The organism is Chloroflexus sp. (assembly GCF_034434295.1).
GTDB lineage: Bacteria > Chloroflexota > Chloroflexia > Chloroflexales > Chloroflexaceae > Chloroflexus.
The window spans coordinates 1-13,583 of record NZ_DAOTZQ010000057.1; the positions used below are offsets into that span (position 1 = coordinate 1).

14 protein-coding genes are annotated in these 13,583 nt (G+C 54.3%); 7 read left to right on the forward strand and 7 right to left on the reverse strand.

Features of this window, described 5'->3' with window-relative positions; all coding sequences use genetic code 11:
- Nucleotides 1-192: 192 nt before the first annotated feature.
- The 5 genes from VAE57_RS09315 to VAE57_RS09335 all read right to left on the reverse strand — a co-directional run bounded on the left by VAE57_RS09315 (nucleotide 193) and on the right by VAE57_RS09335 (nucleotide 3,732).
- Complete coding sequence (locus VAE57_RS09315; RefSeq protein ID WP_322821611.1) at nucleotides 193-831, reverse strand: dihydrofolate reductase family protein; 639 nt, start codon at nucleotides 829-831, stop codon at nucleotides 193-195.
- Nucleotides 832-877: 46 nt separating this feature from the next.
- Nucleotides 878-1,279 carry a DUF1428 domain-containing protein gene (locus VAE57_RS09320; RefSeq protein WP_322821612.1) on the reverse strand — a complete coding sequence of 134 codons (402 nt, stop codon included), beginning with the start codon at nucleotides 1,277-1,279 and terminating at the stop codon, nucleotides 878-880.
- A 23-nt stretch (nucleotides 1,280-1,302) separates the two neighbouring features.
- Complete coding sequence (locus VAE57_RS09325) at nucleotides 1,303-1,878, reverse strand: DUF4256 domain-containing protein (protein WP_322821613.1); 576 nt, start codon at nucleotides 1,876-1,878, stop codon at nucleotides 1,303-1,305.
- Between the two features lie 383 nt (nucleotides 1,879-2,261).
- Nucleotides 2,262-2,627, reverse strand: a complete 366-nt coding sequence (locus VAE57_RS09330) for a DUF2200 domain-containing protein (protein WP_322821614.1) — start codon at nucleotides 2,625-2,627, stop codon at nucleotides 2,262-2,264.
- A 508-nt stretch (nucleotides 2,628-3,135) separates the two neighbouring features.
- On the reverse strand, nucleotides 3,136-3,732 hold the full coding sequence (locus VAE57_RS09335; RefSeq protein WP_322821615.1) for a DUF4126 domain-containing protein: 597 nt from the start codon (nucleotides 3,730-3,732) through the stop codon (nucleotides 3,136-3,138).
- 186 nt (nucleotides 3,733-3,918) lie between these two features.
- Here VAE57_RS09335 and VAE57_RS09340 point away from each other — a divergent pair, with 186 nt between their 5' ends.
- From VAE57_RS09340 to VAE57_RS09360, 5 genes are all read left to right on the forward strand, one after another.
- The gene (locus tag VAE57_RS09340; RefSeq protein WP_322821616.1) at nucleotides 3,919-5,790 is read left to right on the forward strand and encodes an ABC transporter ATP-binding protein; all 1,872 of its coding nucleotides are present in this window, start codon (nucleotides 3,919-3,921) and stop codon (nucleotides 5,788-5,790) included.
- 656 nt (nucleotides 5,791-6,446) lie between these two features.
- A complete protein-coding gene (locus tag VAE57_RS09345) occupies nucleotides 6,447-7,049 on the forward strand; it encodes a hypothetical protein (protein WP_322821617.1) in 603 nt (200 codons plus the stop codon).
- Nucleotides 7,050-7,160: 111 nt separating this feature from the next.
- Entirely contained in the window at nucleotides 7,161-7,877 is a 717-nt protein-coding gene (locus tag VAE57_RS09350; protein ID WP_322821618.1) for a response regulator transcription factor, read from the forward strand.
- Entirely contained in the window at nucleotides 7,858-9,309 is a 1,452-nt protein-coding gene (locus VAE57_RS09355; RefSeq protein WP_322821619.1) for a HAMP domain-containing sensor histidine kinase, read from the forward strand. Before VAE57_RS09350 ends, VAE57_RS09355 begins: the two co-directional genes overlap by 20 nt.
- A 345-nt stretch (nucleotides 9,310-9,654) precedes the next feature.
- A complete protein-coding gene (locus VAE57_RS09360; protein WP_322821620.1) occupies nucleotides 9,655-10,203 on the forward strand; it encodes a DUF305 domain-containing protein in 549 nt (182 codons plus the stop codon).
- A 29-nt stretch (nucleotides 10,204-10,232) separates the two neighbouring features.
- Here the strand turns inward: VAE57_RS09360 and VAE57_RS09365 are convergent, their stop codons facing one another.
- Nucleotides 10,233-10,364 carry a hypothetical protein gene (locus VAE57_RS09365; protein ID WP_322821621.1) on the reverse strand — a complete coding sequence of 44 codons (132 nt, stop codon included), beginning with the start codon at nucleotides 10,362-10,364 and terminating at the stop codon, nucleotides 10,233-10,235.
- Nucleotides 10,365-10,574: 210 nt separating this feature from the next.
- Here VAE57_RS09365 and VAE57_RS09370 point away from each other — a divergent pair, with 210 nt between their 5' ends.
- Nucleotides 10,575-11,270: a response regulator transcription factor gene (locus VAE57_RS09370; RefSeq protein WP_322821622.1), complete on the forward strand. Its 696-nt coding sequence runs from the start codon at nucleotides 10,575-10,577 to the stop codon at nucleotides 11,268-11,270.
- Nucleotides 11,267-12,406 carry a sensor histidine kinase gene (locus VAE57_RS09375; RefSeq protein WP_322821623.1) on the forward strand — a complete coding sequence of 380 codons (1,140 nt, stop codon included), beginning with the start codon at nucleotides 11,267-11,269 and terminating at the stop codon, nucleotides 12,404-12,406. The genes VAE57_RS09370 and VAE57_RS09375 overlap by 4 nt, the downstream gene beginning before the upstream one ends.
- Nucleotides 12,407-12,785: 379 nt before the next feature.
- Here the strand turns inward: VAE57_RS09375 and VAE57_RS09380 are convergent.
- Nucleotides 12,786-13,583: Uma2 family endonuclease (locus tag VAE57_RS09380; protein ID WP_322821624.1), on the reverse strand; the 798-nt coding region annotated here is incomplete at its 5' end.

Sequence of the window (13,583 nt, forward strand, 5' to 3'; positions counted from 1 at the left end):
CCCGACCTGGGCTATCCCCTGGAAGCACGAACACCCACCTCGCTCGTCACTTCACGCAAGCCTCTCACCTCTCTGTGTCCTCTGTACCTCTGTGGTGCAGCTCCCACCACCGCAACACGACAACACCAACAGGTTCTGTGAGGACAACCATCAATAGCCCTGGCGTACCACGATTAAGCGGCATAGTCCCTTTCACAGACGCACATAACGCAGATGGGTCGCGGTAGAGCTTTCAAGCACGTTGTCAATCCGAAACTGCGGCAACGGCTCGTACAGGTTCTCGAACAGACGCCGTCCACCGCCGAACAACACTGGGATCAAAGCGATTTCCAGTTCATCAACCACACCCAGGTTCAGGTACTGCTGGATGACATTTGCGCCACCGGAAATGCGGATGTCACGCTCTCCTGCCGCTTCCCGTGCCAGTTCGAGGGCATGTTCTGGACCATCGTTGACAAAGTAGAATGTAGTTCCCCCTGGGCGCTCCCAGGGCTCACGGTACTCGTGCGTCAGTACGTACACAGGCGTGTGAAACGGTGCTTCTTCTGGCCATCCACGTTCACCACCTTCAAACATTCGCTTGCCCATGATATGGGCACCGGTGCGCTCGAAGATGTGGCGTACCATGTCGTTGACCGGGCCAGCCTCACCTCCAGACCCCAGTTTTAGCTTCTCACGCAGATACTGTTGATTGAGCGCCCAGGCCATCAGTGCACCCCATTTCGCGCCCCAGTTTTTATATGTTGGGTCGCTGAAATGCGCCATGTCCATACCCTCCGGTGCCACGAAGCCGTCGAGGCTGAGGCTAATGTTGATGAATACCTTGCTCATAATGTTCCTCCTGGATGCAGGATAGCGATCCAATGTCACTCAGTCCTCATTCGCCGCGATCAGCATGGGGGGTGAAACCGCCGGCAATGAGGTGTCGACCGTCGAAGACGGGCGGCTGATCCTGAAATTGCATGCGCAGATCCTCTGTCACCTTTGCCATCCCTGTATCCCGCGTAGCTTTATCGGGCCATTCGACAAAGGACAAAACGGCGGTTTCGCCCTCGCTTGCGCCGGCTACTTGAAGAAAGGTCGGGTACTGGTCGGCATCCAATCGTGCCTCACTCGCATGGTACGTTGAAGCCCCAGGGCCGATGGGATCAAGCCAACACTCAACAACACGAACGGCGCCGTATTCTCGCAACACCTGCGCGGAAACGTGGGCCAGCTCCTCGTAGGCCGTTTTGTTTTCGATAGGGATAGGGACAAGATAGAAGTCAAAGTAGGGCATACGGGCATACCTGCGCACTCCTTTCACACCCTCAGCTTTCCACGAAAGCCCCGTGCGGCATAATAGGACTCAGCGCCGTTATGATAGGTGAAGACGTGGTTGTAGCGTCGGTCGCAGAAGAGCGCACCGCCAAGCGCACGAATCTCGGGCGGAGTCATCACCCAGCTCGAGGTCTTTGTATCAAACTCCCCAAGCGCTTGCAGCTTTCGGTACTCCTCCTCTGTCAAAAGCTCAATACCCATCGCGGCGGCCATTTCTAGCGCACTGCTTTGCGGCTTGTGTTCTTTTCTGGACTCACGGGCCTCGCGGTCATAGCAAAGGCTTCGACGTCCGCTCGGACTCTCCGGTGAGCAATCGTAGAAAAGGTATTCACCCGTTTCGCTGTCGTAGCCAACCACGTCCGGTTCGCCGCCGGTTCGTTCCATTTCGCCGAGCGACCAGAGCTTGTCGGGATGCACTTCAAGCCGCGCCTGCACCATCGACCAGTCAAGACCTCTGTGACGGTGTATATTCTTTTCAAAACGAGCCTTCAATGTCTTGAGGAGTTGCTCGTGTTGTTCGGCTGATAATGTGCCTTTCTCTTTTTGAATGTCTTGCATAACTTCATTCCACCTATGACTAACTCAAGTTGCTCCCTATGCCGTGAGCAGATCACGGAGGCTGACTACCAGGATAAATAGCACGACGTTGCACCCAACACTGTATGGCGTAAACGCATCAACGATATGGAGAGCAGCCAGTTCCTATGGACGTGCTATGTCACGCCTCACCGAAGCACCCCAGATTCTAACCATCCTCTGTGTCTCTGTGGTGATAAAGGTAGCAACTTGGGTTATGACTAATGTTCTCAACCAAATACGATACGTGATAGGAATGGAAGCGCTGATCACGCTAATTGCCACACTCGCACTACGTGGCGCACCTTCACTGCATCATGCCAGATATACTCGTCGGCGCTTACAAAAAGGCAGGTGCAGCCCGCTTACGAGGTACGGAGAATCTTCTCCATCTTGCGGCCCTTCGCCAGCTCATCTACCAGCTTGTCCAGATACCGCACCTGCTGTGTCAAAGGGTCTTCAATCTCCTCAACCCGATAACCGCAAATCACACCGGTGATCAACGAGGCATTCGGGTTTAATGTCGCCTCGGCGAAAAAGGTTTCAAAGGTTGAATTTTGCTGAATGTGCCTGAGAATATCTGCCTCGTCATATCCCGTCAGCCAGGCAATGACCTGATGCAGCTCGGCCCTGGTTCGTCCCTTCTTCTCGATCTTCGCCACATAGTGTGGGTAGACCGAGGCAAAAGTCATCGTGCGAATGCGTTCGTTGTGATTGCCTGCTCTGTTCATAGATGTAGAACCTGTTGATCTTGATGAATAGCGTCTAACAGGACGATTCAGCAGATGGGTCGCTGCAATCGGTTGCTGGCAAGCAACTACGCGAACATCTACTGCGCACACATATCGGCACACCAGCGTACCGGTGTTGGACCTGGCAGGTCTTCAGCAATGAGGACGGACGTAACAGCGATTACCTTTTCCACGAGAATACGGCCTGATCGTTACAGACAGTATAGAACATATTTTTTATTTGTCAAGACAGCAAATCGCTGTCGCACCACCCGGTACCTGCAATGGCAAGCGGATAGTTGGCAAGACAGACCACACAATGTTATCGGATATCGCCGATGTGAACAAATTCGTATCAATCGCCGATACAGCGATTGAACCTGTCCAGGCTATTGGAAATCTACGGCACAGGCCATTGCTGTTGTTGTATCTTTAAAATTCACTGCACTGATTCATTCGGATCGTCTTTGCCACGTATGTACCCGAATCAACGATCAAACCCTCACCTTCACCGCACACGCGAAACGCCGTTGCGCCGCGGGTTTGCTTCACGCCAAACGCGCACAGCACCGCGAATGAAACGAAAGGCAACAAATGCCAGGATCAGAGCAATAACGAACGCCAGCACCGGCAAAAAGATTGATAACAGGCTAAGTACAAACGACAGCGCATCTTCCAGAAAACTCACAAATGAGTTGGCTGTCCCTCCGGTGGCGGCAGTCACTGCCGGACGAATACTGGTGCGCGCACTCTGGGTACCGGCAGCAGCAATGATCGCCGCACCGGCAACAACTGCTGGATGGATAGAGACAATATCACTTGAGGCAGCCAGGGCAACAATTGCGCCGGCAATTGGACTGATGACCAGGCCGATAATGTGCAAGACACTATCAACCGCCGGGACTTTGTCGCCGATAAAATCGACAATGGCCAGTATCACCAGCACAATCATCGTGATCGGATGCGAAAGCAGATCGAACGGTTCACCCAATTGAATCAGGCCAAGGCGGGAGAGAACACTGACGGTGAGGAGAGGAAGATACGCATTAAGACCGGTAGCCGTTGCCAGACCCAATGAGCTGGCCAGCGCAATGATTGTCTCCATAGCCATACTCCGCGGTTGAACGGGTTGCGCAAGCGCATTATTTTTGTCTGCAGAAAACCTGCGTTACCCGACTGGTAACACTCTTTGATTAAACGCGCAACCGGGTTGAAAAGTTGCGCGACAATTAGCGTATCATGCTAACACACTGCTACCCATCCTGGGTACCACAAAGCACACGGAGCTGGTATGTCTCGTCCATTTGGCGGTCGTCCGCGTCCATTCCCTATCCGAGCACGTCCACAAACCTGGCGGCAATGGGTACGAGAGACTCGTAAAGCCCTGCGTAATGTTCCCGCAGCTTTCCGCCTGGTCTGGCAGGCTGATCGCATCCATACGATTGCGATGGCATGTATCACGTTGCTGGCCGCAGGGCTGCCCCTAGCGCAGGCGTATATGGCCAAACAGATTGTTGATACCGTTGTTGCGGCTGTGCAACAGGGTCTTACCGCGTTGAGCGGCCTTGAGCAAACGTTGCCGTGGCTATTGGGCGAGTTTGGGCTGATTACGCTGGGGGCAGTGCTGATGCAGATGCGAACGCTAAGTGAACACATCTTGCATGCCCGGCTGAGCAACCTGGTCAACGTCATGATTATGCAAAAAGCGCTGCTCCTCGATCTGCACTATTTTGAAGATGCTCAGTATTATGACAAGTTACAAAACGCACGTCGCGAAACCAACTGGCGGGCAATGGCAATGGTGAACACCGCATTCAGTGCGATTCAACAAATTTTGACCCTTGGCTCGTTTGCGGCCAGTCTGCTCTGGTTTAGCCCTCTCATAGCGTTGATCTTGTTTGGCGCAACTATTCCAGCCTTTCTCGCCCAGACTCATTTTAGCCGGTTACGGTTTCGCTTACTGACCTGGCGCACACCAGAATTTCGCCGCATGCAGTACCTTGAACATCTGCTGACCGTTGATACTGCGGCGAAAGAGGTAAAATTGTTCGCACTCGGCTTGCCACTACTGCAACGCCATCAGGAGCAGTATCAACGCTTCTTCACCGAAGATGCAGCCCTGGCCCGCCGCCGTTCGCTGATCAGTGTGGTGTGGGGGGTCGTAGCCAGCACCGGTTATTACGTCGCATACGGATGGATTATCTGGCAAACAGTGGCCGGCGCAATTACCATTGGCGGCATGACCTTTTATCTGACCCTGTTTCGCCAAAGCCAGTCAATCGTGCAGACCTTGTTCGGCAATCTGGCGCAACTCTACGAAGGTGGGTTGTTTCTAGGGAATCTATTCGATTTTATGGCGCTGGAGCCACAGATGCGCAGTGGTCGCAATCTCCCGGTACCACGCATCATCCGCCACGGCATTGAGTTTCGCAATGTCAGTTTTCGTTATCCTGACCGGGAAGATTGGGCATTGCGCGCAATCAATCTGCACATTGCACCGGGCGAGAAGATCGCCCTCGTAGGCGCAAATGGTGCCGGCAAGACGACCTTAATCAAGCTGTTGACCCGACTGTACGATCCAACCGAAGGTCAGATTCTGCTCGATGGTGTCGATTTACGCGATTACGATCTTGAGCAATTACGCCAGCGGATTGGCGTCATTTTTCAAGACTTTGTTCGCTATCAGGCCACTGCCCGCGAGAATATTGGGTTTGGTCAGATTGATGAGCTGACTAACGAACCGCGCATCCGTTCGGCAGCCGAGCGAGGAGGGGCTGATGAAGTGCTGCGTCATTTGCCTGATGGCTACGAGACGATGCTAGGGCGCTGGTTTGAAAATGGGGCCGAACTGTCGGGTGGGCAATGGCAGAAGATTGCGCTGGGCCGCGCATTTATGCGTGATAGCGAAATACTGGTGCTCGATGAGCCAACGGCTGCTCTCGATGCCGAGCGTGAATACGAAATCTTTCAGCGCTTTCGTGATTTAACCGCCGGACGGATTGCAGTGTTGATTAGCCATCGCTTCTCAACTGTCCGGATGGCAGACCGGATTGTGGTGCTCGAACATGGGCAGATCACCGAGATGGGCACTCATCAGGAATTGCTGGCTCGTGATGGCACTTACGCACGTTTGTTCCACATGCAGGCAGAAGGTTATCGGTAGGTAGTGTCATGTTAAGCAGTAAGCGAACCCGCTCGTGTTGACTCTAATCAGACTACGTCACTTACCCTTCACGTGAGGCGCGAAACGAAGTCGGCTGATGAATGCAGTCAGAGGATGTCGTTCGTTGGGTGTGCTGGCGTTGGGAACGCGACGCACATGCGATTAGTGGCCAAACCAAAGCGGCAATGACTAACACCAGTAAGCCCTGAGTCAACGTAACTACGCCAGCCATATCCATCTTTGTAGCTCCTTGCCGGATGAAGAACCATCTCATACTGCCAGTAAGTATACTCTAATATAGTGATTTTGTAAACCAGATACCGTAAAAACGAAGAAAGGAGCAACAGAACTGTGGAGATAGGCTCACCTGGATCTGTGCAGGTGCAGCGTTACCGAAGCATGGCTGCCTGCTCCGCGATCAGACCTGAGAATTGTTGGGTTAGCAATCCAGCAATGCTTGCGGTGCATTCTGCTCGTCAAAACCCATAACGTCGTCCACACGGCATGCGCCAATAGCATTGAACACATGCCGTGCATTGAATTGCCCTTACCCGCATCTTCAGAATCTCTTCAGTTTTTCTTCGGTTTCTGTTCAGGCTTGATCGGTATACTGCCTTTGCCGACAGCAATGAGTACGGCAAGGAAAGGATGCAACAATGACACGTTATCTCGCTATTCTGCTCGGCATTGCGACGCTCGGTGCACTGACCTGGCCTGCCGGCGCAGTGCATGCTCGACCGCATCAGCCCGACACACCGATCACTGTCACTGGAACGGTTGTATCATTCAAATATGCGCCACGGGGCGAAATTGACGGCTTCTACCTCGATAGTGGTGTTGAAGTTCGCACACCGAAGCATTGGGAATGGGAACTTTCCCAGACCATAACCGTCGGTTCGCCGGTACAGGTAGATGGCCGCCAGCGTATTGGTCGGCGGGGTGAAATCCACGTGAAGGCACAGGTCATCACTAACCTGACCACGAACGCACGTTTAGTCATCGAAGAGGTAGTTGACCTGCAAGGCCAGGTGGTAAACTATACCTACAGCCGCAGTGGTCGAATCGATGGCTTCGTGCTCACCACCGGCGATGAGGTACGCACACCACCACACCTGTCGGCAACTATCACGAACACGATCCCGGTCGGTGCTGCGGTACAGGTAGCTGGTGTGCGCAAGACCGGTAAATACGGTGATGTGCATATCAAACCCGACACCATTACTAATCTTACAACCGGCATGGTAATCGTTATTCCGTAGCAGGAAGACAACGCTTATCGTCATGCTGTCGGAAGATTTGGGTGCGACCGTAATGGTCGCATCCGAATTCCATTTCAACCGCAGCGGCTGCTACGAGGCAAGGGTAGTTCTATGAAATCACCAGAAACTGATCGCGAATTACACATTCTGGTTATCGAAGATGAGCCAACTATTGCCGAATCTCTCCGCATTGGCTTAACGTATGAAGGGATGCGGGTCACCGTAACGACTGACGGGCGGAGCGGTTTACAAGTGAGTGAAGAGCAAGAGATTGATCTGGTCATCCTTGATCTGATGCTCCCCGATATCGACGGCATGGTTGTTTGTCGGCGGCTGCGCGCTCGTTCCAGCACGCTACCCATCATCATGCTGACGGCCCGTGGCGAGGTGCAAGAGCGGGTACAGGGGTTACAATTAGGAGCCGACGATTATATCGTCAAGCCATTTAGCTTCGATGAATTATTAGCCCGTGTCTACGCTGTCTTGCGGCGGGTTGGAGTCAGTCGACCATCAACCATGCTGCGGATCGCTGGTCTCACCCTCGACACCGAGACCCGGGAAGTGACACTCAATGGCCGGCAATTAGAGTTGACCCCAACCGAATTCGCACTCCTTGAGTTATTCATGCGCCATCCCCGTCGGGTATTCACTAGAGAGACCCTGCTCAGTCGGGTATGGGGGTTCACATATGTCGGCGACTCAAACATCGTTGAAGTACATATGAGTAATCTACGTGAAAAGATAGGTGATCATGAGCGCAAACTCATCCGTACCATTTATGGCGTCGGCTACTGTTTACGGCCTGAAGATGAAACAGCGATGGCATAGATTATCGTTGCGGCAACGACTGGCGCTGCTGTACAGCGGCCTGCTGGCCTTGCTTTTATGTTTACTTGGCTTTGGTTTCTACCTCGATATGCGCCAGTTTCTTTTCGAGAGCACCGGTCTGCGGATTCGAGCGCAAGCCAAACCGGTGATCGAACAATACCTGTTTGAACGACCTGAACCGGCGATACAGTTACCGTTAATTGCCGAACAACTGAGCCGTGATCTGACCTCGCGCGATACTACCGCTCTGGTCTTTGATCAGGCAGGCGAGTTGTTAGCCAGTGGTCGCCGATTACCAGAAGAGCCGCCGGCTCAACCGGTCGAAGCTGCATATGTCAATATGGCACTGGCCGGCCACAATAACGTGAACGTGATTCAGGATGATGGCGAGCAGCGGATGCTAAGCCTGTTAATTCCACTGCGACCGGCACCAGGAGCACCTGAGGTGTTTGGCGTGGTGCAAATGAGCACACCCTTAAGCCCAATAGAGACAACTCTGCAACGCCAAAGTATCATTATTGTGTCAAGTATCGTCATCGTTCTCCTCGCAGGCAGCCTCATCGGCTACTGGTTAACCAGCTCGACATTACGGCCATTAAGCGACCTAATTGTTGCCTGTCAAAAGATTGCCCAGGGAAATCTCCGCCAGCACGTACCGGTGATTTCGCCACACGACGAGATTGGCAAGCTGACGCAGGCTTTTGACGAGATGGTTGAGCGTCTGGAACAAAATTTTCAGGCTCAACGACGCTTTATCGCCGACGCCGCTCACGAGATGCGCACACCGTTAACCGCATTACGCAGCGGACTAGAGGTGCTGTTACGCGGTGCCCAGGATGACCCGCAAACGGCCTTCCGCCTGATCCAAAGTATGCATCGTGACGTTGTCCGCCTGTGCAATGTCAGTGAACAGTTACTCGACAAAGCCCGCTACGAGTCGGGGCGTTCATTGAACATACAACCGGTGACAATGACCGATTTTCTCGTCGAATTTACCGCCCAGGCCCGGCTCTTAGCCGGTGAACGACGGGTAATCCTCGAAAGCGGGCCACCTATTCAGGTCTGGATTGATGCCGACAGCGTCAAACAAGCGCTTTTTCACCTGGTTGATAATGCGATTCAACACACGGCGGCGAGCGGCACTATCCGGTTGGGTTGGAAGGTTGATCAACAGCAGTTGTACTGTTGGGTGAGTGATAACGGCGAAGGGATCGCCGAGGCCGATCTGCCCCATGTCTTTACCCCATTTTATCGAGGTGATCGCTCTCGTTCGCGCCGAACCGGTGGTACTGGCCTGGGCCTCACGTTGGTGCAGAGCGTTGCCTACGCTCATGGTGGTGAGGTTGCGATTTCGAGCCGACAAGGCGAAGGGACAACAGTGACGATCATTCTGCCACTTACGCCACCACAGGCAAACCATGGCAAAACTTAGAAAATGTTATGTATAGTTACAACTGAGAGCGAAAGGTGCCAGAGCTGTAAACCATCACCGTATCACGTTCGATCAAGCGACTAACGCACTCGCACGATGGTACATTGGCGTACACGTGTTGCTTCCACGTCGCAAAGCGCAACGTTGATGCACGGATTGCAAACTGTGAAGGTTTGGTGCGTTCTCAGGTATTCGGGGGTGATGTGCGTTTGAAGAAACGATTCTCATTGCAAGCCTGCATCGCGTCTAAGCAATTACTAAACAACGCTTGAACAAATCTTGAGCTTCATTCTGCATACTGGCTCCGCTGAAGTCAGTAATGACCTGTATGTGCAGAGGTGGTAAATGCAGCGATTGTTCGTGTTCTTGCTGGTAATCCTGGCTGCGTGTAGCCAGTCAACACCTGCAACCCCAATGAGTGGCATGGATCACTCAACCATGCCAATGGCCCATGGCAATGAGCCATATGATGCCCTGTTCATTGACGGCATGATCGTCCATCACGAAGGCGCGGTCACGATGGCCCGCCAGGCCCTGCAAGAGAGCCAGCGCGCCGAGATTCGGCAACTGGCCGAGGCGATTATCGCGACCCAGGAAGCCGAGATTGCCCAGATGAAAGCCTGGCGACAGGAATGGTATCCCGATCTGCCGCCAACCAGCGGTATGGCGATGGAGATGGGGCCGATGACAGTTGCCGAGGGTGATGCACCGTTTGACCAGCGTTTTATCGAAGCAATGATTCCGCACCACGAGGGTGCGATTGCAATGGCTCGTGATGCACTGGAAAAGGCCGAGCACGCCGAGATCAAGACGCTGGCCGAGGCGATTATCTCTGCTCAGGAAGCTGAGATTGCCCAGATGCGTGAGTGGCTGCGCACGTGGTTCGGCAAATAGCAACATGTGCCTGTGACCGGGTAAAGAAACTAAATGAGAGCAGTGCCGGGCGGTAAGCCAGCTTCATCTGTGACTGAACAGCGCAAGGCACTGCTCTCACTATCTGCTCGCTGCTGGTTCTTCTCCTCGGCGCAGCGACTCACCCGTTGGATCGATGGCAAGTGTACTCCTCGTGTTAAGACAATCGCAGTCCTGGCCGAATGTAGCCGCATCCTCATTGCACACATGGAGCGAACTGACAGGTTCTCGACGCAGAGTATCTTGTTGTTCACATACAGCGCAACAATTTGTTATGATGCTGGTAAGCCAATCTCTCTGCTCAAAGCGGGAGAACGTAACGTTAGGTCATTGCATCATAGTGCGGATTGACCATGCACACACCCCTGATCCTCATTGTTGATGACGAGAGTCGGTTGCGCGAACTCATTCAGCGCTACCTTATTCAGGCCGGATTTCGCGTTGCCCACGCTGGCGATGGTTTGAGTGCCCTTGCCCAGGCCAGAAAACTCCGCCCCGATCTGATCATCCTCGATCTGATGTTGCCGGCGCTTGACGGTTTTGAGGTCTGTCGCCAGTTACGAACGTTTTCTGATGCGTATATCTTGATGCTGACCGCAAAAGTAGAGGAGCCTGATCGCGTCAAAGGGTTGGAGGTTGGGGCTGATGATTATCTGGTGAAACCCTTTTCACCACGTGAATTAGTGGCTCGCGTGCGTGCGATGTTTCGGCGTCCTCGTCAATCAGGGTATGTCGATGAACCCTCGACAATGACGGTTGGGCCACTCACTATCGATAGCGAATCGCATACCGTGCGGTTAGATGGAGTGCCCATTAATCTGACCCCGTTAGAATATCGTCTGTTAACCATCCTGGCTGCCGCTCCCGGACGAGTCTTCTCACGCGCCCAATTGCTCGATCAGGTTTGGGGGAACAATTACTTCGGCGACGAACACGTTCTGGAAGTACATATTGCGAATTTACGCAAAAAATTGGGTGATGATCCGGCACGCCCCCGCTTTATCTTTACCGTCCGGAGTGTTGGTTATCGATTCGGAGAACGAACGTGAACGGCTGGCTAAAGCGTGGTGGATTACGCTACCGTCTGTTATTGTCTCATCTGCTGACCATTGCTGCCGGTGCGCTAACTCTCCTGACGATCACGATCATCTTTGCCCCCGGCTTACACGACCAGTTGATGATCGCCTGGTTAGGGCCGCACTGGACTGAGACGGCTGACGCAAGTATGGTCGAGATGGAACGTGCAACCAATGCAATTTTTACCCTGGCCATGATGCAGGCATTGACCATCAGCAGCGGCGCAGCCGTCACCGTCGCGATCTTTGTGAGTCTGGTAGCTTCACGACAGATCGTACAGCCCATAGACAATCTTTTGCAAGTTACCAGTCGCATAGCTGCCGGTCACTATGCTGAACGGGCACCGCTGATCGGAGATCGTGAACTGGCACGCCTGGCTACCCAGTTTAACATGATGGCCGAGGCCCTTGAACGCGCTGAACAGCGTCGAGTCGCCCTCATCGGTGATGTCGCACACGAGCTACGCACCCCACTGGCGACCATTGCCGGCTATGTTGAGGGAATACTGGATGGCATTATTGAAACTGATGAGGCAACCTGGGCACTCGTTCTCGACGAAGTCAACCGCCTACGCCGATTAACCGATGATCTCCAGCAACTATCGCGGGTTGAGTCGCGCCAGATGACGCTCGCACCGACCCCGGTAGACCCGGCTCATCTCATCGAGGCAGCGGTAACGCGACTGACCCCTCAGTTTACGGCCAAAAACATTGAGCTACACGTGAACATCGAGCCACGCCTGCCGCCGGTATGGGCAGATAGTGACCGCGTCCTGCAAGTTCTGATCAATCTCTTAGGCAATGCGTTGCAATACACACCGGACGGCGGACGGGCTGTGATCGGGGCTAATAGTGCAGGCGAGGCTATCCGCTTTTGGGTGCAGGACAGCGGAATTGGCATTGCCGCCGAACACCTGCCTCATCTGTTCGAGCGTTTTTATCGGGTGGACAAGTCGCGTACTCGTGCGACCGGTGGCGCAGGCATTGGCCTCACCATCTGTAAGGGGCTGGTTGAAATGCATGGTGGCCAGATTTGGGCTACCAGTGCCGGGCCGGGGTGCGGTGCCACCTTTTACTTCACGCTCCCCCTCTACGATCAACACGAGTAGAATTCACATCGTTTCTTACGGGCTGTTTTGTTTGTGCCACAGGCAAGACAGCAGTAACTGGAAGACAATCTGATGAATCCGCCCAGAGACACGCTGGCGGGTTATCTTCGCACTCAGTGATCCACGTGTTCCTTACCTGACTTACAGCAGCTAGACTACCATACCCACTGTGATCCGTTCTGGATGGAAGAAAACGAACTTTCGTAGCTGTCGATAACACACAACTCTTGTACGCGCTCGTCATAACCAGGTAGCAGGTTCCCGTAGCACAGTCACTGCGGCGAGATTGTCTGTTAGTTGCTCCGTGTATACCACCACCCTCACACAACCCTCCGACAATGTATTGGATCACTGCTGATATACCGCGATGCTCATAGTTTTACCCTTCACCCCGCAGCCGACGCAATTCTGCTTCAAGCTCGCGTAAACGAGCCTCGACCTCAGCCCGTGCCGCCGCTTCTGCTGCCCGTGCTTCGGCTTCACGGTGCGCCTGCTCTTCGGCAACGGCGCGGGCCTCAGCTTCACGCCGCGCCTGTTCTTCGGCAGCAGCGCGGGACTCGGCTTCACGCCGCACCTGTGCTTCGGCGGCAGCTCGTGCCTCAGCTTCACGCCGGGCCTGTTCTTCCGCGAGCCGTGCCCGCTCTTCAGCCGCCACCCGCGCTTCGGCTTCACGCTGGGCCTGTTCCTCAGCAGCGGCGCGGGCCTCAGCTTCGCGCCGGGCCTGAGCTTGCGCCGCTTCTGCCAGCTCCATCATCGCGGTGTAGTTCCCCATCACCTCCCCCCGCTCGTTGAAACACACCACGTGGTTGTCCGCGATCCCCAACCACAGCCGGGCGCTCTCCAGATACACCCGTCCGTGCTCGTCCGGCGGGTGCAGCACGTAGCGCTCTCCCACCAGCCGGTAGTCCAGCAACCGCAGCCGGAGCGGCTCTTCCCGCGTCAGATCATCCACGATCACGTACTGCGCGACCCCCGCCCGTGCATAGTGCTCGACTTTGCGCACCAGATCGTTCTCGCGGGTCTCCGGTGAGGTGATTTCGATGATCAACGCCGGACGCTGCCCATCCTGGGCAACATCGAACGTGCTCCAGTTCTCCCGTTTGGTGATGCCGGGAATCACCATCACGTCCGGGCTGTGTGGCCGTAGTCCGGGCACGTCCCAGGCGATGCGGATATC

Excerpts from the sequence above, each read along its gene's own strand:
- VAE57_RS09315 (WP_322821611.1), bottom strand. The coding sequence starts at position 831 with ATGAGCAAGGTATTCATCAACATTAGCCTCAGCCTCGACGGCTTCGTG.
- VAE57_RS09320 (WP_322821612.1), bottom strand. The coding sequence starts at position 1,279 with ATGCCCTACTTTGACTTCTATCTTGTCCCTATCCCTATCGAAAACAAA.
- VAE57_RS09325 (WP_322821613.1), bottom strand. The coding sequence starts at position 1,878 with ATGCAAGACATTCAAAAAGAGAAAGGCACATTATCAGCCGAACAACAC.
- VAE57_RS09330 (WP_322821614.1), bottom strand. The coding sequence starts at position 2,627 with ATGAACAGAGCAGGCAATCACAACGAACGCATTCGCACGATGACTTTT.
- VAE57_RS09335 (WP_322821615.1), bottom strand. The coding sequence starts at position 3,732 with ATGGAGACAATCATTGCGCTGGCCAGCTCATTGGGTCTGGCAACGGCT.
- VAE57_RS09340 (WP_322821616.1), top strand. The coding sequence starts at position 3,919 with ATGTCTCGTCCATTTGGCGGTCGTCCGCGTCCATTCCCTATCCGAGCA.
- VAE57_RS09345 (WP_322821617.1), top strand. The coding sequence starts at position 6,447 with ATGACACGTTATCTCGCTATTCTGCTCGGCATTGCGACGCTCGGTGCA.
- VAE57_RS09350 (WP_322821618.1), top strand. The coding sequence starts at position 7,161 with ATGAAATCACCAGAAACTGATCGCGAATTACACATTCTGGTTATCGAA.
- VAE57_RS09355 (WP_322821619.1), top strand. The coding sequence starts at position 7,858 with ATGAAACAGCGATGGCATAGATTATCGTTGCGGCAACGACTGGCGCTG.
- VAE57_RS09360 (WP_322821620.1), top strand. The coding sequence starts at position 9,655 with ATGCAGCGATTGTTCGTGTTCTTGCTGGTAATCCTGGCTGCGTGTAGC.
- VAE57_RS09370 (WP_322821622.1), top strand. The coding sequence starts at position 10,575 with ATGCACACACCCCTGATCCTCATTGTTGATGACGAGAGTCGGTTGCGC.